The sequence below is a fragment of the Nocardia thailandica NBRC 100428 genome (assembly GCF_000308795.1).
Lineage (GTDB): Bacteria > Actinomycetota > Actinomycetes > Mycobacteriales > Mycobacteriaceae > Nocardia > Nocardia thailandica.
On record NZ_BAGK01000302.1, the window covers coordinates 1 to 22,273 of the forward strand.

19 protein-coding genes and 1 tRNA gene are annotated in these 22,273 nt (G+C 69.7%); 9 read left to right on the forward strand and 11 right to left on the reverse strand.

What is annotated here, in order from left to right; genetic code table 11:
- Positions 1 to 182, reverse strand: a 182-nt coding sequence (locus ON36_RS35165) for a hypothetical protein (protein WP_157225077.1), incomplete at its 3' end; no start/stop codon positions are given.
- A gap of 193 nt (positions 183 to 375) precedes the next feature.
- Here ON36_RS35165 and ON36_RS29690 point away from each other — a divergent pair.
- From ON36_RS29690 to ON36_RS29720, 6 genes are all read left to right on the forward strand, one after another.
- Positions 376 to 1,890, forward strand: coding sequence for a hypothetical protein (locus tag ON36_RS29690; protein ID WP_157225078.1), 1,515 nt, complete (start codon positions 376 to 378; stop codon positions 1,888 to 1,890).
- On the forward strand, positions 1,887 to 2,879 hold the full coding sequence (locus tag ON36_RS29695; protein ID WP_157225079.1) for a hypothetical protein: 993 nt from the start codon (positions 1,887 to 1,889) through the stop codon (positions 2,877 to 2,879). The genes ON36_RS29690 and ON36_RS29695 overlap by 4 nt, the downstream gene beginning before the upstream one ends.
- Positions 2,876 to 7,921 carry a S1 RNA-binding domain-containing protein gene (locus ON36_RS29700; RefSeq protein WP_043660684.1) on the forward strand — a complete coding sequence of 1,682 codons (5,046 nt, stop codon included), beginning with the start codon at positions 2,876 to 2,878 and terminating at the stop codon, positions 7,919 to 7,921. The genes ON36_RS29695 and ON36_RS29700 overlap by 4 nt, the downstream gene beginning before the upstream one ends.
- Positions 7,918 to 8,835, forward strand: coding sequence for a hypothetical protein (locus ON36_RS35170; RefSeq protein WP_157225080.1), 918 nt, complete (start codon positions 7,918 to 7,920; stop codon positions 8,833 to 8,835). The genes ON36_RS29700 and ON36_RS35170 overlap by 4 nt, the downstream gene beginning before the upstream one ends.
- Positions 8,832 to 10,460 carry an Hsp70 family protein gene (locus ON36_RS29715; RefSeq protein WP_043660693.1) on the forward strand — a complete coding sequence of 543 codons (1,629 nt, stop codon included), beginning with the start codon at positions 8,832 to 8,834 and terminating at the stop codon, positions 10,458 to 10,460. Before ON36_RS35170 ends, ON36_RS29715 begins: the two co-directional genes overlap by 4 nt.
- Before the next feature lie 351 nt (positions 10,461 to 10,811).
- Positions 10,812 to 11,744, forward strand: a complete 933-nt coding sequence (locus tag ON36_RS29720; protein WP_218001255.1) for an ankyrin repeat domain-containing protein — start codon at positions 10,812 to 10,814, stop codon at positions 11,742 to 11,744.
- Positions 11,745 to 11,836: 92 nt separating this feature from the next.
- Here the strand turns inward: ON36_RS29720 and ON36_RS29725 are convergent, their stop codons facing one another.
- The 4 genes from ON36_RS29725 to ON36_RS29740 all read right to left on the reverse strand — a co-directional run bounded on the left by ON36_RS29725 (position 11,837) and on the right by ON36_RS29740 (position 14,958).
- Entirely contained in the window at positions 11,837 to 13,132 is a 1,296-nt protein-coding gene (locus tag ON36_RS29725) for a site-specific integrase (RefSeq protein WP_157225081.1), read from the reverse strand.
- An 81-nt stretch (positions 13,133 to 13,213) separates the two neighbouring features.
- A complete protein-coding gene (locus ON36_RS29730; RefSeq protein ID WP_245558253.1) occupies positions 13,214 to 13,678 on the reverse strand; it encodes a helix-turn-helix domain-containing protein in 465 nt (154 codons plus the stop codon).
- A gap of 393 nt (positions 13,679 to 14,071) precedes the next feature.
- A tRNA-Pro gene (locus ON36_RS29735) sits at positions 14,072 to 14,145 on the reverse strand.
- A 57-nt stretch (positions 14,146 to 14,202) separates the two neighbouring features.
- Positions 14,203 to 14,958 (reverse strand): PaaX domain-containing protein, C- domain protein, encoded by a 756-nt coding sequence (locus ON36_RS29740; RefSeq protein WP_176569402.1) that lies wholly within the window; start codon positions 14,956 to 14,958, stop codon positions 14,203 to 14,205.
- Positions 14,959 to 15,062: 104 nt separating this feature from the next.
- Between ON36_RS29740 and ON36_RS29745 the strand changes: the two genes are divergently transcribed.
- A complete protein-coding gene (locus tag ON36_RS29745; protein ID WP_043660727.1) occupies positions 15,063 to 15,902 on the forward strand; it encodes an SDR family oxidoreductase in 840 nt (279 codons plus the stop codon).
- Positions 15,903 to 15,958: 56 nt separating this feature from the next.
- Here ON36_RS29745 and ON36_RS29750 read toward each other — a convergent pair whose 3' ends face one another.
- On the reverse strand, positions 15,959 to 16,453 hold the full coding sequence (locus ON36_RS29750; protein ID WP_157225082.1) for a type II toxin-antitoxin system Rv0910 family toxin: 495 nt from the start codon (positions 16,451 to 16,453) through the stop codon (positions 15,959 to 15,961).
- A gap of 509 nt (positions 16,454 to 16,962) precedes the next feature.
- Between ON36_RS29750 and ON36_RS33115 the strand changes: the two genes are divergently transcribed.
- Complete coding sequence (locus ON36_RS33115; protein WP_052314506.1) at positions 16,963 to 17,586, forward strand: hypothetical protein; 624 nt, start codon at positions 16,963 to 16,965, stop codon at positions 17,584 to 17,586.
- Positions 17,587 to 17,596: 10 nt separating this feature from the next.
- Here the strand turns inward: ON36_RS33115 and ON36_RS29760 are convergent, their stop codons facing one another.
- From ON36_RS29760 to ON36_RS29775, 4 genes are all read right to left on the reverse strand, one after another.
- Entirely contained in the window at positions 17,597 to 18,235 is a 639-nt protein-coding gene (locus ON36_RS29760; protein WP_043660703.1) for a pentapeptide repeat-containing protein, read from the reverse strand.
- A gap of 81 nt (positions 18,236 to 18,316) precedes the next feature.
- Entirely contained in the window at positions 18,317 to 18,559 is a 243-nt protein-coding gene (locus ON36_RS29765) for a DUF6374 family protein (protein WP_043660705.1), read from the reverse strand.
- A gap of 58 nt (positions 18,560 to 18,617) precedes the next feature.
- Complete coding sequence (locus tag ON36_RS29770) at positions 18,618 to 19,676, reverse strand: lipocalin-like domain-containing protein (RefSeq protein ID WP_043660708.1); 1,059 nt, start codon at positions 19,674 to 19,676, stop codon at positions 18,618 to 18,620.
- Complete coding sequence (locus tag ON36_RS29775) at positions 19,673 to 20,974, reverse strand: oxygenase MpaB family protein (RefSeq protein WP_043660710.1); 1,302 nt, start codon at positions 20,972 to 20,974, stop codon at positions 19,673 to 19,675. The genes ON36_RS29770 and ON36_RS29775 overlap by 4 nt, the downstream gene beginning before the upstream one ends.
- Before the next feature lie 119 nt (positions 20,975 to 21,093).
- On the opposite strand from ON36_RS29775, the gene ON36_RS29780 reads away from it, so the two are divergent.
- The gene (locus ON36_RS29780; RefSeq protein WP_245558254.1) at positions 21,094 to 21,762 is read left to right on the forward strand and encodes a TetR/AcrR family transcriptional regulator; all 669 of its coding nucleotides are present in this window, start codon (positions 21,094 to 21,096) and stop codon (positions 21,760 to 21,762) included.
- Positions 21,763 to 21,802: 40 nt separating this feature from the next.
- Here the strand turns inward: ON36_RS29780 and ON36_RS34345 are convergent, their stop codons facing one another.
- On the reverse strand, positions 21,803 to 22,216 hold the full coding sequence (locus tag ON36_RS34345) for an MTB12 C-terminal domain-containing protein (protein WP_052314507.1): 414 nt from the start codon (positions 22,214 to 22,216) through the stop codon (positions 21,803 to 21,805).
- Between the last annotated feature and the right edge of the window lie 57 nt (positions 22,217 to 22,273).

Genomic DNA, 22,273 nt, shown 5'->3' on the forward strand with positions numbered 1-22,273 from the left:
CCCAGAATGTGCCCGGGCCGGGTGAATCGCCCCAGGAGCTCGGCGGTCCGCTGGTCGGCCGCCTCGGCGAGCGCGGCGAGCGCGTCGGCCTGACCGCCGCCGGTCACCGGCGCCGGGTGGCCGAGCTTCGCCGGCGCGCTGGCCAACCCGTCGCGGGACACGTCGGTATTGCCACAAGCCATCTGTCATTCCTCCCACTCCGCCTTCCGCATCAGTATGCGCGCGGCACCAGGGCGGCGGATCGGTTCGCGGCGTTGATGTCAACGTTCTGACATATCGAGATCCCGAGACAGTCGGCATACTCGCAGTTACAGTTCTGACATCTGTTCGGCGAGAGGGGAATTCGGGGTGGATGAGGGTCCCGAGGAGCCTGACTTGGATCATTACTTCCGGCAACGAGGATTGTGTGTGCCGTCCGGGCTGAATGCTGCCCGTGTGCTGGCGGCGACCGAGTTGCCGGAACTGGCCTATCGGCTCGATCCGGGCGTCGCGCACTGCCCCAGCGTGGGATGGGCCCGTGAACTGGCGGCGTCCTCGCCCTGGCCCATGCCGGACAACCTGTTCCCGCTGCTTCCCGTCGACGACGAGTCGTTCGCGTGCGTGGTCGTTGCGCCGCTGGACCGGCCGGATCTCCCAGGCGCGGGAGTTGTCGTGCGATGGCACCTCGGGTTGACGCGGCCGGAACAACAAGCGGCGCTGCTGGACACCGACGCAGGCGCCTACGTCACGTCGGTCGTGGAGGAACTGGCGGCGCGCCCGCGGGGGCTCACCCGGATACTGGACGAGATCGGGCCCGCCTACGAGGTCGCCTACCTGGGGAAGTCGAAGCGGCCACGCGACTTCGTCATCCGGCCCGTGCGGATCGCCTGCCAGAACGTCATCATCGGACTGGCGGCCTTTGCCCACGATTCCGGCATCGACGGGATGGGTGTCCTCGCATGGCAGACCTGCGAGGTACCGCACGTGGCGACACACGAGGCGAACCGGGCACTGGCTGCGCTTATGCTGTGCGATGCCTACAGCAGTGGCGGCACCATGGAGATCCGGTTCGACCGGCCCGCGCGGCTGTCGGCGTCCGGCGTCGGCAGGTCGGGTGCGCCGCTGGCGATCGAGACCCGCTACCGGGGGCATCCGGAGATGCGGGTGCCCGCGAGTCTGCGGCGCTTCGCCCGTGCGGCCGGATTCGAGTTGGGCGCAGATGATCCCGCAGCAGTCAGCCCGCGCGAAGCCCGTCTGCTGTTCCGCGCGGTCACCCCGATGCCGCCCGAACTGGCCGCCCGCGTCGACGCGGCGGTCGACGCGGGCATCGCGACACCCGAACGATTCTGCTACGCGCTGCTGGCCGATGTGTGGCGCCCCATCGAGCTCGACTACTTGCTTGCCACCACAGACCGGGCCGGGTCGATCCTGGCGGGCGGCGCCGACTGGCAGGACCGCGACGCGCGCCGCGCCGAAGCCGAAGTGAGCCGGGTCGCGGTGCTGCTCGGGATGCTGTTCCGGCGGTTGAACGCAACCGACGCGGCCGCCGCCGACGGGTCAGCACGCCTGATCGAGGATATGAAGGTCGGTGTGCGATGGCACATCGATCCCCAGTGGGGTTCGGTGCGCTTCACCGGACTGGCCGACGGCATGGCCCTGCCGTGGACCGATCGCCGGACGGCACCGGTCACCGAGGTGACGGTGTATCCGCGGGCTTTCGTTACCGAAGCCACGGCCGCCCGGGTGGCGGCAGACGTGGGCGCTGGGGTGAGCGCGCTGGCCGTGCCCGCAGACTGCGACCTTCCGCAACTCCCGCCCCATGTCGTGGTGTTGGTCTGCCCCGACCGGACCGAGGACCTCGACAAGGCAGTGGAACGGAAACTGCTCGCGGGAAGGACAACACGAGCATGACAGTGGAGCGGGTCGTTTCGGTGGAACTGCCGCTCGACGCCGAGCGGCACACACTCCTCGCCGACATCGAGTCCGCCGCCGCACGCGCGCTGAAGGCGGCCCCCGGTGATCGGCACGACGTGGTGCGCTACGAGGCGCTGTCCACCCAGCTGGAGGCGTGGGTATTCGCGGAGATCGCCCGCACCGGCGCCGAAGTGCGGGTTCATCAGCCGGGGCCGGTCGACGCCGTCTTCGCGCCGGTGCCCGGCGCACCCGAAAGGATGCGATTCACCCTGCGGCTGCCGCTGGAATCCGGTGAGACCCGAAGACCGACCGGAACCGGTGCACCGGCGGCACCGGCGGCACCGGCGCCGCCGTGGCGCTCACCCGACGGAGCCGGCGGCCACCGGGCGGTGACCCAGCGATTCGAATCCCAGGTGGCGGCCGCGTTGTCGCGCGCCGCAGGCGGCTCTCCGACCGCGGTGTCGCCCAGCGGCATTCACAACGCGACTATCACCGAGGTTCTGCGCGCACACGTCGGCCCCGGCGGGGACCGGGTGGACGTCCCGGTCGTCTATCGCGACGGGTCCCGCGCCCGATACCCGTTCCCACTGCGGGCTGTGCCCGTTTCCGCCGCGCGGGACGGCGACTACGACATCGAGCTGCGGCTGGCACTGCTGTCCATCCGCCACGCCGAGATGGACACCGTCGTGGACGGCGCCTGGCTGCGCAACATCGAGGTGTCGATGCCGCGAACCGCCGCTGAAACCGACGATTTCGTCTACGAGACCAGCCGCGCCCAACTTCTCGACCTGACCGGCGGGGGCGAGTCCCGCGCCCACATCGAGCTGTTCCAGACCGGCCTCGAACCCGCGGTGGTCGGCTTCTACCGCGCGGTGGCCGAACACCAGCTCGCCTGTCCGAGGAGTCTCGGGGTCACCCCGGTGTACTTCCGGCGGGACGCGGAGATCGGCGGGGACTACCGATTCGGGACGGGGTGGTTCGCGTGACCCTCGAACACGAGACGGTACTTCCCGCCCGGGGTACGGGCCGGTCGATGATGCGGGTGGTGGCGTGCAAGGACTGCCGGCGCGAGATCCGCGCGCTCGAGGCTAGAGTCGCCGCGGAGCGAGCGGCCGGCGCGGATGTCACCCACCTGGAACGCGAACTCGGCGAGCGTGTCGAGGGATTCGTCTACAACGAGCACTGGGCGCAGGGGCGGCTCGACCGTGGCGAATCGCGATCGGATCGCTGTGAGGAACATCGCCGCAGCCATCGGTCCAACATTCAGGGCATCGCGGTCGCACACATCGACCTGCGCACGATCGGCGCGGTACGCGACCCTGCCGACCCGCGCGGGCCGCTCGGCGGTCTCGGTCCGATGCCCGCGTTACACGAGGCGCGTGCCGGTGACACCGACTTGTCCGCCTTCGAGTTCGGTATGACCGACGCCGACATCGTCGACATCCTCGAACACCTCCGCACCCACCGCGTGCTGATCCTGAAGGCGGGCACCGGTACGGGGAAATCGACGTTCGCGCCCTACCGACTCATGGACCCACCGACCACATCCGACCTGGCCGCACTCCGGATCGCGCCACCACCGAACGGCGTGTTCGACCTCGCCGGGCTCGGGCCGATCGTGGTGACCGAGCCGCGCGTGCAGGCCGCCACCGGCGTGGCGACCTTCGTCGGCACGCGATTGTCGGGGGCCGGTGGCGTCGGTGCGGGCTTTCCGGTCGGATACCAGGTCAAGGGCGACCGCAACCACAACGACGCCTGCCAGCTGGTCTACGTCACCGACGGGACGATGATCAACTGGTTGCGCGAGGGCAGGCTCAGCCGTATCGGCACGGTCATCGTCGACGAGGCGCACGAGCGAAGCACCAATATCGATTTCATCATCGGATTCCTGAAGCGGAACCTGCACAACTACCCCCACCTACGGGTGATCGTCACCTCCGCCACCTTCGACGAAGCCTTCTATCAGGAGTACTTCGGTGGACCCGGGGTCGCCGCAGTCCAGGTCGTCGAACCGGTGAAAACGATCGGCTACGGCATGCCCTTGTTCCCGGACCTCGACGATCCGCTCACCGGGGACACCATCTGGCCGGAGTCCGCCGAACTGCCGCTGCGGGAACACGGTGCGGCCGACGAGGTCGGATTCGCCGAGAGACACTGGCCGGTCCGGGACGCGCCGCCGCTCGGCTCCGACGAGGTCGTCGATCCCGGTGACGTGGGCTGGATCGAGGACCTGCACGCCACGACTCGTGCGTTGCTGCCAATGCGCTTCACCGGCGAGATCCCGATCGGTCAGTGGAAACAGCAGATGCCCACGGTCCTGGGCGATTTCGTGGTCGGGCTGGTGCGCGGTCTCGACGCCGCAGGCATCCACGGCGACGTGCTCGGATTCTTGCCCACCTACAAGAACATCGACGCCGCCTGCGAACTGATCCGCCGTAGCGTCGGCGAGAGCGCCGACGTCTATGCGCTGCAGGCGTCGACCGCGCAGGGCTTGAAGGACGCGGCATTGCGGGCCCGGCGCAAGGGCGACCGGCGCAAGGTCGTCATCTCGACCAACCTGGCCGAGACCTCGCTGACCGTCGAGGGCGTCCGGTTCGTTGTGGACAGCGGGCTCATCGCACAGTCGGAATGGGATCCGGTCCACGTGCACAAGGACATCCGGACGCGCCCACACAGCCGGTCCGGGATACGCCAGCGATGGGGGCGGGTAGGCCGCAAGGCACCAGGCTGGGTGTTCCCGCTCTACACCAAAGCGCAGTACGCCGGGCTCGTCGAGAACACCCCGCCCGGTTCGACCCGCGACAATCTGGAATCACTGGTGCTCACCACGCGGCTGGGCGGCATCGACGACATCACCGCCTTTCCGTGGCCCGCCGCCTTCGAACCCACCCATACCGAACTGGACGAAGCGTCCCGCCGGTCGATGGCGGTCTTCCGCGCTGAACTCGGCCGTGCGGACCAGGCGCTCGCACAGCGCGGCGCCGTGGATCGCGACGGCCACCCGACCGCACTGGGCCGGGAACTGAGTCGGTTCCAGGGCAACGGCTCGGTGGGCCGGGCGTTGGCGATCATGTACGCCGATCGCCTCGCCTGCGTACCGGAAGTCGCGGCGATCCTGTGCCTGCTCGAGGACAGGCCGATGCTGACCGCGTTCGCCGACTCGGTTCTCACCGACTCGTGCTCGTGGCCCGACGAGTACCGCCTCGACGCCGCGCTCCGGCATCGAGGCCTGGCCGCCTTCGCGCAGGACGAGGCACAGCTCGCCCTGCTGGTGATGGCGGCCTGGGAGCGCGCCGATCCGGACGAGGCGCCCTGGGTGGACTCCGAGCCCCGTCGGCGATGGTGCAGGCAGTGGTATGTCGGCGCCGATGTCGTTGCCGCCGCTGCCGAGGCCCGCCGCGATATCGTCGACACGCTGTCGTCGGCGATGAAGGAAGCGTCGAAACGATTCACCGAGCCCGTGCTGCTCGACCGGGCGCGGCTGTGTATCTCCCTGGGGTTCAGAGAATATCGGCATCTCCGCGTCGGTGACCACTACGTTCCCGCCGCCGCGGCGGCGCGGCCGGAGCCCAGCGCGCTCGACCGGGGCGTGCTGTGCGGGCGCGACCTCGACGACGTGATCCCGGTTCGCCGCAGGATCGTTCGCGGTGGTGGACCCGGTGAGATCAGCGGGATCGTGCGGGCGATCCGGCCGCAGGCCTGGGGCGCCGATGAACCGACGGGGGCGATACCGGCGGCGACGTTGCTGAAGACCGCGGGGCGGCAGTGCCGACCGGACCCGGAATACGCTGCCGCGCTCGACATCCTGACGATGTACCCGGTCGGGCAGAGGGTGCGTCTCGACGCGGGCGACGTCGTCGATGTCATCGTGCCGTTCGCCCGCGACGCCCAACCCGCCGGGCGGCGGCTGGCACGGCTGCGGCAGCGTCTCGACGTGGGAGAGGGCACCGCCGCCGATGCTGCCGGGGAACTCGGCGCGGTCGGTACCCGGCCTGTCGGTGACCACGACCCGGAGCCGACCACCGAGATTGACCGATTCGCCGAACCCGCCGACTCGGCCTGCGGGCAATGCGGTGCGTGCCTGTCCGGCCGCGACGCCGATTGCCGCGACAGGTGCGAGCCCGAACCGGCGGGCGCCGGACGGCCCACGTTCGCGCAGTGGTCGGGACGGTTCACCGTCCATCCGCTGCGGCAGCCGGATCTCCGGCTCGCCGACGGAACGCGGCCCTCGGTGGGATGGTACGAGGTCGTCGGCTACGAACGAAGCCGGAACGGGTGGCGCGTGCTGCTCGACGCGGACTGGCGGCCGAGTACCTACGTCGGTGACCCGGCCGCGCAACCCGGCACCGCCAGTGGTGATGTGGCTGCGGTCCGGGTCGGGCCGACGACCGCGGACCACCAGGGACCGGTGCGGCTGTTCTACCGCATCGACCGGCCGGGCAGATTCGTGCTGCGCGAAGCCGAACGGGGCAGAGAACAGCAGGAAGACTTCGGGCAGGTCGCGGTGTCGCTGGACAGCGGCTGGACCACCCAGCTCGCGGAGCTGGCGACCGGTGCGGTTTTCAACGCGACGGTGATCGCCGCCCGTGCGCCCGGCTGCTTCACCATCACACTGCTCGAGGTGCTGCGCAAGCATGTCGACCTCGCCTTGACCGCACCGTCGGGCGCGAGCACACTGCCGGCCGTTGTGCACGCCCGGCCGGACGGTCGTGGCAGACTCACGGTCCGGCTCCTGCACCAGGATTCGCGCGCCGGAGTACGCCACCACTTCTGCTTCCCGGTGTCCGAACTGCCGGTCGGTCCGATTCCCGAGCCGGGAGCGCCGGTGCTGGTCCGGCTCGACGGAGCCCGTGGCGTCCGCCTCGACGTCACGGGCAAGCCGCGATCGGAGGTCGAACGGATCTGTACCTCCTACAGTGTCCGGCTCGACGGCGATCGCCAGGGCGGCGGCGCTGTGCTCCCCGGGGGCGCGCACCTGTGCCCCGCCGCGGGTACGGCCGTACCGCGGGCCGCTGCGGAGGCGCTTGCCGGACTGGATGATTCGGCCGAGTGGCTCAACGAGGTGTGGACATTCTGGGCGCGCACCCACCACCTGCAACCGGACTGGTCGGCCGGTCTGGCCCTCGGAACCGAGACCGGCGTACGCGAAGTCCTGATTCCGCAACGACTGGACGCCCACAACGGAGGTGATCATGTGCAGCAGTTCGATGAATTCGTGGAGCACTACCAGGAAGGTTCGGAACTCAGTGGAGTGGTGGCGCGCCTGACGCCCTCCGGTGCCCACATCAAGATCGGCCGGTCCTTGGTCGGCAGGCTGCACATCCGCAACATCGCTCACTTCCGGATCGACCACCCGGAATCGGTGCTGACAGTCGGAGACCGGGTCACGGTCCGGGTGATCGGCATCGACCGGGTGAAACGAACCGTCGAGCTCTCCCGCAAAGAGCTCACACCGGAGCCTTACGACTACGCCAAGGCCGCGTGCCGACGCGATGACCTGGTCGCCTGCGTAGTCCGCAACGTCATCGACAACCGTGTCTTCGCCGAGCTGGGCGCCGGAATTAAGGGCTCGATCCCGCGTAAGGACTTCGCTCGCGAGCCCACCGCGGCGCTGACCGAGCTCGTGAGCCGGGGCGATCGGCTGATCGCGCGGGTGAAGTCGTTCAACGACACGCATCGGTCGCTGGACCTGACCATCGCCGGTGTGCCCGCCGACGCGGAACCGACCTTCGTGCCGGTGAACAACTGGATCGGCGCCGAGAGCGATCAGATCCCTACCCCGACCCCACCGCCGGAGCCGCCGCCTGCGCCCGAAGTCCCGGTGCCACCGCGACAGCCAGCGCCGGCGAAACGCGCCGCGACCCGTGTGTTCGACGTCCGTGACGGCTGTGTCGTTACGGACCTGGGCAACGGGCGGCTGCGGATCGTGGCCGACACCGGAACGACCATCGAAGTCGACGCTGCCGAATACCGGACCGACGCACGGCCCCTGCACTGGCTGCGCGAGCGGGGTGGACCGACCGGATGAAGTACATCCCGACCCGGCAGCGGGCCGCCGCTGCAGAAAAGAGGACATCAGTGGACGTCACACAGCGCATCAGACATGCTGCCCAGGTTCTCGACGATCTCGGCCGAGTGCTGGCCGATGCTCAGGACAACCAGGTCGAGCAATGGCTCAGTGGGCTCGACGGCGAAATTCGGGCGAGCAGAAACGATCTCGCTCAGATCAGGGCGGTGCTGCAAGAAAACGCTCGCGAGTCCGCGGCGGTCGGCGAGGAGCTGCGCGCGCTGCGCAGCCGGATCGGAGGTCTCGAAGACGAGATCGACCAGCAGAGATCCTCGCTTAGTACGTTGCTGGCCGCCGGACAGGTCGGTGCCCCACCGCCCGCCACCACCGAACCCGCCTACCGCGCCCTGATAGCCGCGCACGACCAGCTCGGCATCGTGGTGGCGGCGGGCGGTCCGCACGCGGACGTCGTCGCCGGTCAGCGCGGCAATATCGAACAACTCCTCGCGCAGATCGGGATCGTGCCGCTCACCGCGGCTTCGGGCGCGCCCTTCGACTACAACATCATGTGCTCGGACGACTCGATGGTGCCCACCACGGACGAGGTTCTCGCCGACCGCGTCGCCGAAGTCGCGGAGATCGGATGGCGGTTCGCCGACGGCTCCGGCGTCGTGCGGACGCCGAAGATCCGGCTGTACCAGTTCGTCCCGGCGGGACCGGGCTATTCCGAACCGGCGCCGGAGCCGTCCGGATACGGTCAGGGCAGAGGTGGCCCCGCGCCCCGGCGGATCAGTGAGATCCCTGCCGAGAACGGTGGATATCCGCTCACTTTCGGGTCCCTGCCCGCAGGGCGCGCCGAGTCTTGTCCGGCCGGACCGCCGGTCGACGAGCACACAGTCCGACGGCACCAGCCGGAGCGGGAGGATCAGCGATGAACGTGGGATTCGGTATCGACCTCGGTACGACCAGGACCTCGATCGGCATGGTCGCGCCCAATCTGCCGGACCGGGGATGGTACGGCAACGCGCAGGTCATCACCCTGTCCGACGGGCCGATGACGCCGTCTGTCGTGCTGTTCGAGCCCAACACGCACACGGTCGGGATGCCGGCGAAGAACCAGGGGCACCTGGCCAGGGACTGCGCACAGCTGTTCAAACGCCAGATGTCGGACGCCGATTGGCGGTTCAGTCCACCCGCGAGACCCGGGATGTCCTACTCGGCCGAGGACGTCTCCGCTGTCCTGTTGAAGCACGTCGCGGAGTCCGCGGCCTCGATGACCGGACTCGAGGTGCACGATGTGGTGGTCACCGTACCCGCGTATTTCGGTGAGCCCGAACGCAGAAGGACCCGCTCCGCCGCCGAGCAGGCGGGTCTCGAGGTCCTCGACATCATCAACGAACCGACCGCCGCCATGCTGTCGTACCTGTTCCAGCAGGGGGTCGCCCTCGACGATGCCGGTGTCCTGGTCTTCGACCTCGGCGGCGGGACGTTCGACACTGTCGTGGTCCAGGTGTCCGGGAACAGTGTCACGGTGGCGTCCATCGATGGCGATCTGCTGCTGGGTGGTCAGGACTTCGATTCGACGATCTCGCTGGCCCTGGCGGAGAAATTTGGCCGCAAGTACCCCGACGCCGACCTGCCGACCGCCGAGGCGGGCGCGAGAGCGCGGCTGATGCTGTCGGTGGAGACGGCCAGGGAAAGCCTCAGCGCCACCGAGCGCGCAAATATCCCAGTGTGGGGGAGCGGCGAATCGGCCGGCTTGTCGATGAACGTCGAACTCCGACGCGCCGAGATGGAGTCCCAGGTGGACGAGCTGATCGGCAAGTGTCTGGCGATCGCGGAACGGGCGCTGGACAATGCCCGCCGGCAGGGCACCGAGCCGACCAAGGTGCTCTTCGTCGGCGGAATGACGCGTACACCGTCGATCCGCAACCGGGTACTGGAGAAGTTCGGCCTCGAGGAACTCAAGGTCGGAGCCGATCCGGATCTCGCCGTGACCAAGGGCGCCGCGATCTGGGCGCAGAAGCTGCTGTTCGAAAAGGAACTGCTGGCCAAGCTCGGCCTGGACGCGGTGTCGGAAATCGACTGGGACTCCGACGAGGTACAGTCGCAGATTCGGCAGTTCGCGGTGCGCACGAGTTTTCCGCGGTCCATGGTGGCCCGGCTGCTGCGACTCGATCTGCGGTCGATCACCTCGCGCGGCTACGCGATCAGGTGTTACTCACCCGAACGGGACGAGGCATTTCTGAGCTATCTCATCCGGTCCGGCGACCGGCTGGCCTTCCGGAGCGATCCGAAGGACTACAGCTGGATCGACGAGGCGTCGAGCTGGGTCCTGCGGCTGTATGAGGACCTGCCCGAGAAGCGCGGCGCTCGCAGCCCCGACGACGCTCGGCTCGTGGAGACGATTCGCGGCGCGATGGTGACGAAGCGTCCTGCCGGATCGGATTTCCAGGTCGTGCTGGAGATGGGCCTCGACCAGATCATCAAGATCGAGGCCTGGCACAGCGACGACCGGGGGAAAGAGGACCGCCTCAACGTCGAGATCAAGCCGCACTGAGCCGACCCGCCCGGCGGCCGCCACACCGGTGACGGCCGCCGACTTCCACCATGAGCGCGCCATCGGGAGGGTGACCGTAGGCGCGTCGCCGTGTTCGTGGCGTCGAATGCGATGTCGGTCCGGTCATCCGCGTAGTGGCCGAGCAACGACAGTGAGATGCGGTCCGGCTCGATCGCGCGCATGTGCCGATGACCACCATCGACCCCCCAGCGCCGACTCCTGGTCGATGCGGCGTGGCGCACAGGTCTGCTTCGCGCCGCAGAAGCTGTCGGTGGGGCGGGGCTTGGGCTACGCAACAGGTTGTCGAACGCATGTTCGGGCTGCACACTGTAGTCACGCAGGACGGGCAGGGTGGCTGGGCTGGCCTCGGCTGGGGGGAATGGGCCGATCCAGGGCGGATACCTGCGTCTGGAAGCGGGTGCCGATCCCGATTTCCTACTGCGTGGCCGGCAGAGACCGCTGGACATGGCCGCCGAAAACGGGTCCGTGGAGGTGGTGGCGGAGCTGGCGTCACGGGTGGGCGACGTCGACGCGATGGCGTGGGGCCGTACCGCGTTGTGGCGTGCGGTGTATGCCGACCGTCACGACAACGCTCGCGCGTTGCTGGCTGCGGGCGCTGATCCGGCGCGACCGATGATGGCGGGCTGGTCCCCGGCAAAGCTGAGCCTGGCAGGTCAGCATCCGCTGGGAGCCGGCGCATTGTCGGCCTCCGAACAGGCATCGGTCGAAGAAAGACTCCAGCTGAACACGGCGCTGGACACACCATGGACCGACGGGATGAGCCTGGTCTGCGTCGCGGGCATCGACGCGGCCGAGGCCGTCCACCGGTTGGACGCCGTGGTCGTGTCGGCGGGATCGGTGACTCCGGACGACACGGAGAGCCGGCTGTTATCCGCTGCGACCGAGTTGACGATGTGGGCGACTGAGATGCCTGGCGGCTGCGTGATCGTTCAGCCCTGGTCCTATGTCGCCTCGATGCCCGGCATCTCTGCCCGACTGTCTCCCGGCACGAAATGCTATGGGATGTACTTCAACCCGAAGAGCGGCTGCCAGGGCAGCATCAGTCTCGACGGCGCGCTCACCGACTCGGATATCAGTCCCGCCCTCGACCCGTCCGACGATGATTCCGCCGCGGACACCCTCACCTCGTACCTGTATCAGCACGACGTCCTCGCCTACTGCTGCGCGTGGGCCGAGTTGCGCCCGCGTGACGCGCGCGCATTCGCCGGACCGCCGGACGCGTGGCTGCGTGTGCCCGACGGTGACTATCGGTACCGACCCTGAGCTCGGATGACCCGACTGGTGGCCGCGGGCGTGCGGTGACCGTCTGTTGGGACCACGGGTGGTCTCCTGATCCTGAGCAGACGCACTAAGCGTCACTCTGCGAAAACGAAGCAGCGTCTTTCATCTGGGGTCCTGGTCGCCTTGTACCCATCGTTCGAGGATCGCGCGGTTGTCCGGTGCTGTTTCGGGGAGGTCGATGTAGTGCGCTTTCGCGATGACGGTGGTGTTGCCGAGTTGTCGTGCGGCGCGTTCGGGGTTTCCGGTGGCGTTGTCGACCGCCGTGCCCACGGCTCGGCGGAAGGTGCGTGGGGTGACCCATGCGAAGTTCTCGCCGCGTGCGGCTCGCCAGGTTCGTCCGAAGTTGTGTGGGTTGCGTAGTGCGCCGTTGCGTGCGGGGAACAGGAGTCCGAGGGGGTTGGGTGTCCTGCTGTGGTGAGGTCGTTGATGGCTTCTCGGATGGCGGTCACGGTGTGGGGTGGGAGCAGGATGCGTCGCCATCCGTTGTGGGATTTGGTCGCGGATTGCCGCATCCAGCCGCCGGGGCATTTGCGGGCTTCGACCAGGGTGCCGGTGACATCGAGGTAGGGGTCGGGGGTGTCGAGGTTGATGTCGTTGAGGAGGATGGCGAAGACTTCGTAGGGCCGCATGCCGGTGCCGGTGATGACGTCGACGACCCAGACGATGGTCCAGTCGCGTGGTGGGCCGCTGCGGTAGCCGGGTGTGCCGGGTATTTCGTCTCCACGTGCCCATGCGCGTACCTGGGCGCGGAAGGCCGGCAGCGCGGCCATGTCGGTGACTTTCCCGCGGACGGGGCGACGGTTGCGGCGGAAGCCGTCGACGCCGTCGACGGGGTTGATGGCGATGACGTCGTGGCGGACCGCGATCTGCATCAGGGCGCGCAGGATGATCTTGTGCTGTCGGGCCTTGCGGCGCAGCCCGAGTGCGACGAGGCGTTTGAGGTGGCGGTCCAGTTCACCGGTGGTGGCCTGCCAGATCTGCAGGCGTCCGACGGTGTTCTCGATCTTGATCGTGTTGGGGTTGGCCCGCTTGTCCCGGGAGACTTCGATCTCGCGCCGGTAGGACTCGATCAGTCCGGGGGAGCAGGCCGGGTCCATCGCCATCGAGACCAGCAGTTCGGTGGCCAGTTCGGTCAGCGTGGTGGCGCGGGTGATGGGCGAGTCGGGTGGTGCCTCGCGAAAATCTCGCATGGCTTCGGCGAGTTTGGCACTGGCTTCGGAGGCGGTGTTGCCGGTGCGCTGCAGCAGGGTGATTCCCCAGGCGCCGTAGTGACGCACGGTGGTGCGCCACTTGCCGTTTCGCTGCCGTCGCGGCTTGGAAGGCGAGCCGAACGTCCCGACGGGGCGGGGTGGTCTTCCGGGCATGGTCATGTCCTCGGGAGGGGGGAGAAGGGACGCCACGGTGTGAGCGGTGTACTCGGCGCGGGTCGGTGTCGGTCGAGGCGAGAGGAATCAGCGCTGGTCTGTGACCGAGGTGGGGGTGTCGAGGCGCTGGTGTTCCCAGGCGCGGATGTCGGCGAGGCGGTAGCGGCGGTGGCGCCCGATGCGGGCGTAGCGCGGGCCTTGGCCCGCTGATGCCCAGCCGGCGAGTGTCTTGATAGGGATCTGCAGGCGCGCGGCCAGGTCGCTTGTGGTCAACCACGATTCGTCATCGGTGGCCACGCAGGCTGCGATCGGTGGCGCGCTGGTGGCAGGAGACAGGCCGAGGTGGTGGTGTTCCCAGGCGCGAACGTCGGCGAGACGGTAGCGGCGGTGGCGTCCCATGCGGGTGTGGCGGGGCCCGGTGCCCGCGGATGCCCAGCAGGCGATCGTCTTGACCGGCAGATGCCAGCGGGCAGCGAGATCGACGCTGCTGAGCCAGTTCTCGTCGCTCGGGGGAGACAGGGGCGTAAAGGATGACGGATCGGTCGCGCACATGCGGCACTCGCTTCGACCCCGACGGTTCTCCCGCGGTCGAGTCTAGCCACGATTCCCTGGTGCGGCGCGAGCCCCAGCCCGCCGCAAACCGGCGGTGCCTCGTATACGAGGGACGCCGCGTGCGCCAGGCATCCGGCGATCCTGAGCCGGGTCGCCGGTCCCGCATCGGCAGCACTGAGACAGGGCCGTTGAGCGCGGCGAGATCTTGGTCACATCTTCGCCCCAGGGAGCCGCAAATGCCGTCTCGAAGCCCGGTTTCCGGCCGTGGCAGGGCCTGTCCCGGACACCCGGGAGGCTATTTTTGTGCAATAAGTGTGTGTTCGAGGCGTTCCCGGTCGAATCCCCGGGCATGACAAAACCCCCTCCGACCCAGGTCAGAGGGGGTTTTCGCTGTCGGGCTGACAGGATTTGAACCTGCGACCACCTGACCCCCAGTCAGGTGCGCTACCAAGCTGCGCCACAGCCCGTTCCTTGCCCCCGTCGCCGGGTGCTCGGAAAGACTACCGCACTACTCGGCGTAGAAACTAATCGGCTGGTAGACGGGTATTTCCGGGTGGGTAGAAGGGGCGGCCGAGGGTGGTGGCGAACCAGTCGAGGTAGTCGGTGCAGACGCGGCGGAGGGGGGCGGCGGGCCAGGCGGGGGGTTGGAGGGGTTCGGGGAGGACGGGGTCGGTGCGGAGGTGTTCGATGACGGCGCAGGCGGCGGCGAAACGGTCTGTGGGGTCGGGGGTTCGGAGGGCGGTGAGGAGGGCGGTGGCGCGGGTGGACCAGGAGTCGAGGTCCCAGAGGCGGGCGGCGAGGTCGCGCGGGTCGGGGACGGGGTGGGTGCGCAGGGGGGTGACGGTGGTGAGGGTGTCGGGCCAGGGGCGGGCGAGGTTGGCGGGGCGCATCCAGACGCCCTCGCGGAGTTCGGCCAGGCGCAGGTCGAGCAGGGTGGCGCGCAGGGCGGCGCGGTCGGCGGGGCTGCGGCCGGTGGTGGTGACGAGGGCCTGTTCCCAGTCGCCGGTCCAGGGGAGCTCGGTGGGGAGCGCGAGGTCGGTGCGGCGGGCGTGCAGGGCGGGGTCGAGGGTGTAGGTGCCGTCGGCGCGGCGCAGCTCGCCGGCGGTGACCATGCGCGAGACTGCCACGCGGATGGTGGACTCGGGGTAGCCGACGAGGGTGGTGGCGGCGCAGATCTGACGGGAGGTCAGGGTGGGCGGGTCGGCCACCAGCAGGATGCGGACCAGGGCGGTGCGGGCGGAGACCGGGCGCACCTGCGGGGCGGTCGCGGCGGGAGTCACGGGACCGAGTCTAACTATTTCACTATTGGCACGGTTGTAGTGAATGTGTAATGTCTGCCGCGAAGGCCGTGGTCGCGGCCACCTACTCAGTGAGGAGCATGCCGATGACTGCACCCGGTCCCCTGGCGGGACGCACGATGATCATGTCCGGCGGCAGCCGTGGCATCGGGCTGGCGATCGCGGTCGCGGCGGCGCGTCAAGGCGCGAACGTGGCGCTGCTGGCCAAGACGGACGTGCCCGATCCGCGGCTGCCCGGCACCATCCACACGGCGGCCGCGGAGATCGAGGCCGCCGGGGGACAGGCGCTGGCGGTCGTCGGCGACGTGCGCGACGAGGCGTCGGTGAACGCGGCGGTCGAGCAGACCGTGGCGCGCTTCGGCGGCATCGACTACTGCGTGAACAACGCCTCGGCGATCGCGCTGGCGGGCACCGAGGAACTGCCGATCAAGAAGTTCGATCTCATGCAGCAGATCCAGCTGCGCGGCACCTATCTGCTGAGCCGGGCCGCGCTGCCGCACCTGCGCGAGAGCGCCAACGGGCACATCCTGAGCCTGTCGCCGCCGGTGAACCTCGACCCCAAGTGGCTGGGCGCGCACCCGGCCTACACGCTGGCCAAGTACGGCATGAGCCTGCTGACGCTGGGCTGGGCGGCGGAGTACGCCGAGCACGGGGTCGCGGCGAACTGCCTGTGGCCGCAGACGCTCATCGCGACCGCGGCGGTGCAGAACCTGCTCGGTGGGGACGAGGCCGTCGCCAAGGCCCGCACGCCGGAGATCATGGCCGACGCGGCGGTGGCGATCCTGGCCCGCGACGCGCGCACGGTCACCGGCAACGCCTTCATCGACGTCGATGTGCTGCGCGAGGAGGGCATCACCGACCTGTCGCGCTACGGCGGTACCGGTGAGCTGGAGTACGACATCTTCATCGACCCGCCGCGGGACTGAACGGTCCGGGTCGCCCGGTCACGGTCACCGGGCGACCCGAGCCACGCCGGAGAGGATCAGGCGGCCACGGCCATGAGGTGCTGGACGCGATGGTCGAGGCCGCGGGTGACGGCGGCGCCGAGGACGGTGACGTCGACGTCGCGCAGGACCGGGCCGCCGAGGCCGATCTCGAGGGTGAGGTGGGTGCCCGTGTCGCGGGGGGCCAGGTCGGCGCGGTAGGTGAGCACGATGCCGACGGAGCCGACGCCGACCATCGAGAGCATGCGCTGCGGAACGCATTCGGTGACCAGTAGTCGCACGTCCTGGATCATGTCGAACATCCGGATCTGGGCCTCGAGTTCGTCGCCCGCGTCGACCCGGTCGGGGACCCGGCCGTGCCAGGCGTGATGGTCCGACATCCATCGCGCGATCCCGGCGGGGCGGGACAGCAGGTCCCAGACCTCGTGCGGCCTGCCGCGCAGGTCGGCCTGGGAGGAGGCGAAGATCAGATCGGCCGGGGCGGTTTCGTGACCGGCGAACGGCCGCAGCGCGGCCGGAGCGGGATGAGCCATCAGATTCACCATGCGATCCCCACTTCTACAGGGCGCGGCGCCGGTATCCACCCACCGGCGCCGTCGCGAGAAAAAGAAAAACCCGAGCGTCCGGCATCGCCGCCGGGTGCAGGCCGTGCTCTGTCGACGTTCCGGCTGGTCCGGGTGGTCAACTCCTGCAACGAATCTCGATTACGCATCGGTGTTGTGAGTCATGTTATCCGAATGATTCGGATTGTCCAGAGGGCTTTTCGGGTTTTTCCGCGCCGATTTCCGGTGATTGATTTCGAACTTTCATCTGCAATTGCATTTGTGTGCACGGGAATTGCCGGTGGTCCGGCGCGGGGCGGGCCCGTGCCCGCGGGGTGCCGCCTCGGCGCAGGTGGCGCGCGCGCGTGGCAAACCTGTGCGCCGTCATCCGGGGATGTGCTCGCGCCTGGTGAGCTGCCACCGAAATCCGCGCTCCGGGTGCCGGTGTGGTCGCGCGGGCCTAGCATGCGGGGCGACACCAGTTCGGAGGTACCACCCGCATGTCGTTCGCCGGAGATCGCGATGTCGATCCGCTCGTCCGGTCCGAGGTCGTCCGCATCCACGAGGAGTGGCTCGCCGACCCCGCACTACCGTATGCCGCGCGGCTCACGCGCATCGACGCCCACCTCGCGGACCTGACCCACCGCATCGGGATCGCCGAGGTCGGTCTGCTCGACGATCTGCTGGTCGCCTGGCGCCGGGCCACGGGCCGGAACCTGCCCCCGGTCCAGGTTTTCGCGCGGCTGCGCAGCCTGGCGCACGACGACGCGCGCCGGGCGGTGCTGTGCGAGCATCTCTACGCGCAGGTGCCCACCGGGCTCATCATGGACCGGCGACGCACCGGCTACGCGAACGCGCACCGCCGCTACGGGACGACCCCGGCGCCGGACCTGTATCGGTGGCGCACCCGCGACATCGTGCCCTCGCCGGTGGCGGAATCGATCGTGTTGCGCACGTGGGGCATGGTCCGCTCGCTGGACTTCCTCGTGCTCGCGGCGGGGCTGATCGAGGTGCGCCTGCAGGACGGGATGCCGATCCCGGAGACCCCGCTCGACCCGCTGGCCACGACGCTGGCCGCGATGGTGCACGACCAGCTGGTCGTGGAGGGCCTGCCCCCGGTGTGACCGGTCGGGCTCAGCCGACGGACAGGCCGATGGCGGCGGCGAAAGCCGGTGCCAGTTCCAGCAGCTGGTGGCGGGTGACGGTGGCGCCGGAGAGCGACTGGACGCCGTCGGCCATGCCGAGGGACTGCGCGCCGCGGAAGTCGACCTTCTTCAGGCGCGCGCCGCGGGCGACGAGTTCGCCGATCTCGGTGCCGGGAAAACGCACCTCGGTCAGCGCGGCGCCGCCCACGTCCACGTGGCGCAGCACGCAGTCGACGAAATCGACCTTGGTCAGCGTGGCGCCGCGCAGATTCACGGAGTCGAGTTTGCAGTTGTGGAAGGTGACGCGGCGCAGCTCGGCGCCGCTGCCCTCCACCCCGGAGAACGCGCCCTCGGCGATCTCGGTGTCGCGCCAGGCCGAGTCGGTGAGGTCGGTGCCGGTGAACCGCACGCCGTGCATCCAGACGTCGTCGAAGCGCGCCGATCGCAGCAGGCCGCCCGCCACGACGACGCCGCGGAAGGCGCATTCCCCGAAGCGGGCGTTGCGGCCGTCGGGGTCGTCCCAGGTCCCGGCCTCGAACAGGGCGTTGTCGTACTCGCCGTCGACGACGGGTCGCTCCGCGGGTGCGAGCCGGTGCGCGTACGCCAGATCGCCCAGTTCCCTCGGCATGGGGACTCTCCTGATGTCGGTTCCCGCGGGCACCGGCCGGTGCCCGCGCGGCCCGACGCTAGCAGCGGCCACCGACGTGGTTCAGTGTCCGGGCTCCTCGCGCCCGCCGCAGTAACCCCGCCGCGAACGGGGGTGCAGGGGGCGGGCCGTGCCGGGCTCGCCGACGGCCTCCGCGTAGGCCCGCAGGCACTCGCCGAGCCGGGCGGCGATGTGTTCGAGCTGGTCGGGCGACAGCGTCTTCCCGAACGCGGCGGCGTCGAGCAGCTGCCTGCGCACCGTGGCGAGGGTCGCCGCCGCCGGGTCGGATCGAGGCTTCTCGGGCATGGGCGCACCCTACCCGCTATCGAACAAACTTTCGATAGCGGGCCTACGGTGTCGCGTCTCAGGTGAGGGCCACCAGCTCGTGCAGGGTGGTCCCGGTCCGGGTGAGCGGCCCTCCCGGGCCGTGCACGGTCAGGGTGAACGCCGACTCGAACCGGAAGTAGCCGGGGTGGCCGATCAGGCGGTGGGCCAGCGCGCGGAGCGGGCGCGACCGGACCAGGGGCACGTCGTCGAGCAGGTCGTGGGCGTGGATCACCCGGGTGACCTCCAGGCGCAGCTCGACCTCGCCGGGAATCCGCAGCTCGATCCATTCCGGGCGGGTGCGGCCGGCGACGGGGTCGAAGACCGGCGGGCCCTCGGTCAGGGTGGTCTCGCCGGTGGACAGGGTGATCCGGTCGTGGTCGGCCAGCATGAGCGGGGCGATGGCGTGCGCACCGAGGCGGGGCTGGGTCACGACGGTCGCGAACAGCAGCGTGTGGTCCTCGGTGTAGAGGCGGCCCCAGTGCCAGCGGTCGATGATCCGCTTCATGTCGCCCGAGCCCCAGTTGTGGTCGTGGTAGCCGCGGCCGGTGACCTCGCGGCGCGCGCCGTCGATCTCGACGGTGCCCTCGACCCGGGCGCGGGGCGCGGGCACGACCCAGCCGAAGCGGTCCTCGGGGCCGAAGCGGGTCTCGCCACGGCCCGGCAGCCAGCCGGGGGTCTCGTTGGTGAAGGTGAGGTCGAAGACCAGGTCGTCCTCGGCCATGTGGAAGTGGTGCACGGCGGGGCCGTCGCCCGTCGGTTCGGCGCGGGCGGTGTTGGCGCCGATGCGCACGTCGCAGCCGCCGACGGCGAAGGTCGCCGCCGACCGGGGGTAGCGGCGGGCGACCTGACGGCGGGTGCCGTCGGGGGAGTACACCATCATCTCCACCCAGGGCCGGGCGAAGGGCGGGTCCTCGGGGCGGCGCTTGATGAAGAAGCCGATCACCACGTGCCCGGAGTCGAGGTGGGCGTCGAAGTACCAGTGCTCGAAGGCCGAGCTGCGCGGGGAGGGGTGGAACCCGTTGTGCCAGGGTTCGATCGGGGTGAGCGTTCCGTCCCGGCGGCCCGGGCCGTTCCAGGCTTCTACGATGTCGGTCATCGGCGCAGCGCGCTCACCGCGTCGAAGGCCGCTTCCCGGCCCCGCATCTGGGCGCGGTACCAGTTCTCCCGGTGGCGCACCATGATCCGCTCGTGGACGCGGGCGAACGGCGGGCAGAATCGCCGGACCAGCTCGGTCGCGGTGATCAGCGGGAAGCGCAGCACGGGGATCAGCAGCCATGGAAAGGCCGGGGGCATGCGGTAGTTGCGCCGGGTGCCTGGTGCCATGTACATGGCGGCGTAGACGGAATTGATGCGGTAGTTGTACTTCTCGCGCAGGCGGACCAGGCCGCGGTGGCCGTCGCGGGGCGCGAACGCGGCCGGGTAGGACTCGATCAGTTCGGCGCCGTGCGGGCCTGCGTCGTAGGAGCGCGAGATCATCGTCATGGCCAGCACGCGCAGGCCGTCGGCGACCGTCTCGGGGTACCAGCCGACCCGCACGCCGAGCAGGTGGCCCAGGTAGCGCTGGAAGTGCAGCAGCGCCCGGATCTCGGCGAGGGTGGTCTGGTAGCCCAGCGCCCACAGGCCCAAGCCGGGGGTGACGCTGCCGGCGAGCAGGGTCAGCAGCTGGTAGGTCTGGCTGATCGGCAGGCCCCAGCGCTCGATGTCCCATTCGGGATGGCGTGCCACGCCCGCGCGCACCGACACGTGCATGACCCGCACCTTCAGCGCGGTGGCGCGGCCGGCCGATCCGGGGGTGAGCAGGGCGTGCGGGACCGAGACGTCGATCCAGAAGCGGGTGGTCTCGAGGAAGCGGCGCAGCGCGCTGTCGCCGGCGTAGCCGCCGGCGAGCGACAGCGGGGTCGCCACGGCGGCCTCGGTGTACATCTCCAGGGTCTCGGCGCCGGCGAAGCTGAACAGCATGGTGCCCCAGCGCCGCCAGATCGCCGCGCCCTGCTCGACGAGTTCGGGGACGACCCAGTCGGGCACGGTCTCGAACTCGGCGAACAGCGCGCGCATGGATTCCGGGGCGTCGGGCACGGCGTCGATGCCGTGGGTGAGCGCGGTCTCGAGCAGGTCGCGGCCGGTGCGCCCGCCGTGTTCGGCGCGCATCACCTCCGCGACGAAGCGCTCGGCGGTCGGGTCGCCGGTGAAGAGGTCGGCGCACAGGATCGTGGCCTGTTCGTCGGTGGGGAACAGGCGGGTCCCGGTCAGCGTGGTGAAGAGGCGTTCCGCGCGCCGGACGCCCGGGCGTTCGCGGGCCTCCCAGTAGCGGAATGCGGTGGGGCAGCGGCGTTCCGGCGTGGCGGGCGCCGTGCCTGCCGGTGGCGGATTGCTGTGCGTGATCGGCTCTGCCATCGTGTCGGCCCTTCCTGGCGATACCCGATGACTGTACCAATGGGTATGGATAACGGTACTGTTTTGAATGGAAAGCTGATCCGTGTCCGCCGAGGAAGGTCGCCTACCATCGAGGCCGTGTGTGCGAACGTCTCCCGGGCGCGTCGATGACGCCCGACCCGACCGGCGCGCCGTCCGCGGGCGGCGCGGCGCGGCTGTCGCGCAAGGCGGCCTCGCAGCGGCGCGGCCGCGCCCCTCGGTTGTCCTACGAGGACTGGGTCGACGGGGCGCTGGCGCTGCTGGCCAAGGAGGGCGTCGCGGCCATCCGCATACCGCGGCTGTGCGCGGAACTCGGTGTCACCAAGGGCAGTTTCTACTGGCACTTCGACGATGTCGACGAGCTGATGGCGGCCATGGCCGATCGCTGGAGCGCGCGGCAGTCGGAGATCGTGCGCGCGCTCGGCGCGCTGGAATCGCTGCCGGTGGAACGGCGGATCGCGGAGATGGCGGCCAACCTGTCCGACGAGGGGACCTGGGCCACCGAGGCGCGGGTGCGCGAGTGGGCGCTGACCGACGAACGAGTGGCCGCGGCGGTGCGCGCGCTGGACCGGCAGGTCTTCGACACCATCCGCGCCGGGCTGCTCGAACTGGGATTCACCCCGGAACAGGCGCGGCTGCGCGCCGGGGCGATGGTCTATCTGGGGATCGGCTTCATCCACGGCCGCGGGAGCCTGCCCACGCCGGGCAGGGAGGAGGCCGAGGCGATCCTCGGGCTGCTCGCGGCGCCCCCGACGGCCGAGGGCCGGTGACCTCCGCGCGGAGATCACCGGCCCTCGGGCAGGCGGGAGGTCACCAGGACATGGTGGCGTACCCGATCAGGGTCTGCTCGCTCTCCTGCGACAGCTTCCACGCGCCGCCGATGTACTTGAAGGTCACCGGGATCGGGAAGGTGTAGTCGCCGAGGCTGCTGTTGATGGTGGCCGAGGCGACGTCGCCGTCGACCGAGACCGGGCCGACGACCGACCAGTGGTAGCCGGGGATGGCGTTGACGCGTTCGCGGACCACCGCGATCGAGGAGGCGTCGCCGGACTCGAGCGCGCCGGAGTTGCCGTTGAACGCCGACTGCACGACGCCGTTGAGCTCGCCTGCCGACGGGGCGGCCGGCGCGGCGACGGCGACCGGGGCGGTCGCGACCACGGCGGCGGTGACCGGCATCAGCAGGGCGGCAGCCGCCAGGGAGGCCGCGGCGAACGAGCGAATCATGAGGTCGATCTCCTTCTATGTAGGTAAGGCTAAGCATAGACTATCGACATCGGGCGT

Coding starts and splice junctions, on each gene's coding strand:
- ON36_RS29695 (WP_157225079.1), top strand. CDS start 1,887: ATGACAGTGGAGCGGGTCGTTTCGGTGGAACTGCCGCTCGACGCCGAG.
- ON36_RS35170 (WP_157225080.1), top strand. CDS start 7,918: ATGAAGTACATCCCGACCCGGCAGCGGGCCGCCGCTGCAGAAAAGAGG.
- ON36_RS29715 (WP_043660693.1), top strand. CDS start 8,832: ATGAACGTGGGATTCGGTATCGACCTCGGTACGACCAGGACCTCGATC.
- ON36_RS29725 (WP_157225081.1), bottom strand. CDS start 13,132: ATGACCATGCCCGGAAGACCACCCCGCCCCGTCGGGACGTTCGGCTCG.
- ON36_RS29730 (WP_245558253.1), bottom strand. CDS start 13,678: ATGTGCGCGACCGATCCGTCATCCTTTACGCCCCTGTCTCCCCCGAGC.
- ON36_RS29745 (WP_043660727.1), top strand. CDS start 15,063: ATGACTGCACCCGGTCCCCTGGCGGGACGCACGATGATCATGTCCGGC.
- ON36_RS29750 (WP_157225082.1), bottom strand. CDS start 16,453: ATGGCTCATCCCGCTCCGGCCGCGCTGCGGCCGTTCGCCGGTCACGAA.
- ON36_RS33115 (WP_052314506.1), top strand. CDS start 16,963: ATGTCGTTCGCCGGAGATCGCGATGTCGATCCGCTCGTCCGGTCCGAG.
- ON36_RS29760 (WP_043660703.1), bottom strand. CDS start 18,235: ATGCCGAGGGAACTGGGCGATCTGGCGTACGCGCACCGGCTCGCACCC.
- ON36_RS29765 (WP_043660705.1), bottom strand. CDS start 18,559: ATGCCCGAGAAGCCTCGATCCGACCCGGCGGCGGCGACCCTCGCCACG.
- ON36_RS29770 (WP_043660708.1), bottom strand. CDS start 19,676: ATGACCGACATCGTAGAAGCCTGGAACGGCCCGGGCCGCCGGGACGGA.
- ON36_RS29775 (WP_043660710.1), bottom strand. CDS start 20,974: ATGGCAGAGCCGATCACGCACAGCAATCCGCCACCGGCAGGCACGGCG.
- ON36_RS34345 (WP_052314507.1), bottom strand. CDS start 22,216: ATGATTCGCTCGTTCGCCGCGGCCTCCCTGGCGGCTGCCGCCCTGCTG.